This window comes from Terrimonas ginsenosidimutans (assembly GCF_022012415.1).
Taxonomy (GTDB): Bacteria; Bacteroidota; Bacteroidia; order Chitinophagales; family Chitinophagaceae; genus Terrimonas_A; species Terrimonas_A ginsenosidimutans.
Window position 1 is genome coordinate 1 of sequence record NZ_JAKLTR010000047.1, and the last position, 3,795, is coordinate 3,795.

The 3,795-nt window shown below is 51.4% G+C and carries 4 protein-coding genes; all 4 read right to left on the bottom strand.

Annotation, left to right across the window (positions count from 1 at the left end; genetic code table 11):
- Positions 1-178 precede the first annotated feature (178 nt).
- Entirely contained in the window at positions 179-1,717 is a 1,539-nt protein-coding gene (locus LZZ85_RS28235) for a SulP family inorganic anion transporter (protein ID WP_237877499.1), read from the bottom strand.
- 214 nt (positions 1,718-1,931) lie between these two features.
- Entirely contained in the window at positions 1,932-2,822 is an 891-nt protein-coding gene (locus tag LZZ85_RS28240) for an SDR family oxidoreductase (RefSeq protein ID WP_237877501.1), read from the bottom strand.
- A 76-nt stretch (positions 2,823-2,898) separates the two neighbouring features.
- Positions 2,899-3,480 carry a Crp/Fnr family transcriptional regulator gene (locus LZZ85_RS28245; RefSeq protein WP_237877503.1) on the bottom strand — a complete coding sequence of 194 codons (582 nt, stop codon included), beginning with the start codon at positions 3,478-3,480 and terminating at the stop codon, positions 2,899-2,901.
- A gap of 49 nt (positions 3,481-3,529) precedes the next feature.
- The coding region (locus LZZ85_RS28250) for a hypothetical protein (protein ID WP_237877505.1) at positions 3,530-3,795 on the bottom strand (266 nt) is incomplete at its 5' end.

A 3,795-nucleotide genomic window follows, 5' to 3' on the forward strand; every position in this document is an offset into this window, starting at 1 on the left:
CATTTTTTCCCAGCCTTGATCTTTTTTTGTTACTTTTTTTGCATCAAGGCAAAAAAAGTAAACAGAGTCTTTCGACCTCCCGTCGAAAAAAAAACGCCTTGCCCGTCCGGCAAAAAAAGTACACAGAGTCTTTCGACGACCTCCCGTCAAAAAAAAAGCCCTGCCGCAGGCAAATAGATTACTGTTCATCAGTCGCTACACTATACTCCGGATCCTCCATCACATTCACTTCAATCACCGCTTCCGCATTCTTCAGCAATGCCCGGCAATCTTTACTAAGATGACGCAGGCGTAAAATTTTTCCGGCCGACTGATATTTCTCCGTGAGTTTGTTCAATGCATCAATAGCGCTCATATCCATAATGCGGCTTTCTTTAAAGTCGATGATCACTTCAACAGGGTCTTGCTGTACATCAAACTTTTCCGCAAAAGCAGCGGTGGAACCAAAGAATAAGGGACCGTAGATCTCGTAATGTTTGACGCCCCGATCATCGAGATATTTTCTTGCACGGATACGCTTCGCGCTTTCCCAGGCAAATACAAGCGCAGAGATGATCACGCCAATAAGAACGGCGAGTGCGAGATTATGCAGCCATACAGTGATGGCGGCAACAAGGATGCCGACGATCACATCGTGCTTTGGCATTTTATTGATGATCCGCAGGCTGATCCATTCAAATGTACCGATCGCGACCATGATCATGACACCAACCAGTGCGGCCATTGGTACCCGTTCGATCACGGGCGCGCCAACCAGGATGATCAGCAGAATGGTGAGTGAAGCGATGATAGCAGAAAGCCGGGCTCTAGATCCCGCCGACAGGTTTACAAATGACTGGGCGATCATCGCGCAGCCACCCATGCCGGTAAAGAAACCGTTCAGTATATTGGCCGTTCCCTGCGCCACGCATTCACGATTGCTCTTCCCCTTTGTGCCCGTGATCTCGTCCACTACATTGAGCGTAAGCAGGCTTTCGATCAATCCCACGCCAGCCATCACAAGCGAATAGGGAAAAATGATTTTCAGCATATTCAGATCAAACGGAACCGAAGGAATATGAAAAGGAGGCAAGCCTCCACTTACAGAAGCAATGTCTTTTACGGTTTTTGTATCGATGCCAAAAAATAATACCAGGCCGAAAACAATGATGATCGCAACAAGAGAAGCCGGAACGGCCCTTGTCAGTTTCGAAAAGAACATCACGATCAGAACGGTCAGTAAAACCAATCCAAGCATGATCCAAAGGGCTGTGCCACTCATCCATTCTTTTCCGGCATCACCCGCAACTTTGAACTGTTCCACCTGTGCCATGAAGATGATGATCGCAAGGCCGTTCACAAAGCCGTACATGACGGGTTGCGGTACAAGCCGTATGAATTTACCTAGCCGGAGCACACCGACCAGTATCTGGAAGATCCCGGCCAAAGCCACTGCGGCGAATACGTATTCCACTCCATGGGATTGCATCAGCGCGATCAGGACGACGACAGTAGCTCCAGCACCGCCGGAAACCATGCCAGGGCGGCCGCCAAGGACGGCTGTAACAATGCCCATGATAAATGCCGCATACAGGCCGGTGAGAGGAGACAAGCCGGCAAGGATCGCAAATGACAGTGATTCCGGGATCATTGTCATTGCCACGGTCAGACCCGCTAGTATCTCTGTTTTATAGTTGACTTTCTGCTTGAGATCGAAAAGATTCAGTTGTGTTCTCATGGGGCGGCAAAGTACGTCAAAACTGACGGCATACGCGCCAATATGCGTCGGCTTCCTTCCTCGTAAATAACCGGGCGTTGTTGGTGGGGGCAGCGATCCCCATCGGATCCAGATTCAAAACGGTCAGATCAGTGCAGAGCGCGCAGAGGAGGGGCAAAGTGAGAAAGGAGAAATTATCTCTCAGAACGTCTTTGCGCTACCTCCCTGATCAGTACTATGCATTGAAATAGTTCTCCTTCAGATCCTGGAGCAGTCCGGTCTGTTTTGCTTCCCATGCCAGTGTCTGCTTCGTCAATTCGCCCGAGGCAGGGCAATCCATTGCCGCGAAATGCGCAAACCAGCTGAAATGATCCGCCGCTTCTTCCTTGCTTTTGCTAACTGTATTAATGCCCAGTCCGTTACCAATAGCTTCCGCCAACTCTTTGAAGACGATACCCTGTTCCGCAACAGCGTGAAAGATCTTCCGGGCTGGTTGCTGCTCAACGATCAGGCGGTAAAGTACCGCTGCGTCCAAGCGATGAACGGCGGGCCAGTGGTTTTGTCCCTGGCCGATGTATGCCGAAGCGTTCTTTTCCCTGGCAATACCGATCAGCATTGGCACGAATCCATGATCGCCGCGGTCATGAACGGTTGGCGGAAGCCTGACCACGTAGACTTTTCCCCCTTTTTGGGCAACCGTATCGGCAGCCTCTTCGGAGGCGGCACGCGGCATCTGGTCAGCGCCGGGAGGCGTATCGTTTTCCGAAACCTTCCGGCCATAATTCAGCAATCCGACACCGGAGGTGACCACCAATGGGCGATCCGTGCCCGCCAGCGCTTCACCTAATGCGAGGATCACCTGCCGGTCGGCTTCACAGTTGGCTTTGAACCTGGAAAAATCATGATTGAATGCCGTATGGATCACTGCATCGCAATGCGCCGTGCCAGTCTTCAGGCTTTCCAGATCATCAAGGTTGCCGCGATGCACGTCTGCACCCGCTGCGAACAGCTGATCCGCAGCCTGATCTGTTCTTGCCAGACCAGTAACCCTGTGACCAGCCTGTAATAATTCCCGTACGATTGCGGAGCCCACAAATCCTGATGCTCCTGTAACAAATACACGCATGATGATTGTTTTTTTTTGTAAGAACAAAGTTGAGTCAACCACTACCGGGAAAGTTGGTCATTTGACCATATTTTCCTTAGCGTTGGATTTGTGCGTGCCGGATCCGTGTAAGTGTTTTGAGCGAGATGCCGAGATAAGAGGCGATCATACGCAATGGGAGACGCTGGAGCAGGCCGGGATTGTTCCGGACGAACGATGTGTACTTTTCTTCCGGCGTGCCGCTTAATGCCGCCAGGATGCGCTGGCGGCTGCTATAGATGTTCCGGGAGATCAGTTGCTGCGCGAATTTTGTCAGCCCCGGGATCTCTTCCCGCAGACCTTCAAAATCATTTCTTCCCCAAACCAGCAATTCCGTTTTCTCAACGGCTGCAATATTGAAGCGGGAAGGAATCTGCTGATCATAGCTCTCCGCATCGAGGATCCAGTTCTGCTCAGCGGAGAACTGCAGGATATGTTCACCATCTTCCCCTGCAGCACTGCCTGCCGTATAAAGAAGGCCTTTGAGAATAAAGCCTTTTTGCCGGCAGATCTGCCCTTCCTGTAGCAACAGTTCGTTACGGCGAAGGGATCTTGGCGTTGAGAGGGAAACGACCCTGTCGATCTCGCCATCAGTGAGCGAAGCGTTGTTGCGGAGATAGGTGATGAAGAGATCGATCATGCGGCAAAGTTAATAGCTGACCCTGAAATTCAGCATAGACTCCCGCAGGCTACGCAGATCCGTTGTTATCTGCGTGATCTGCGGGAACGGATCTCTGATAGGAGCAATCTATCAGATAAGTTGCTGCGTAAGGCCCCTCAAAATCTCCCCTTCGGGCTACCGTGTACCCATAGGTATTTGAATGGCGTAAAGGAACGCGACGGACGCGGCGAAAACAGCCATAGCAGACTTTGTATTCGCCACGCTCTCCGCGTATCGCCGCCGCGAAAACAGCCATAGCAGACTTTGTATTCGCCGCGCTCTCCGCGTATCGCC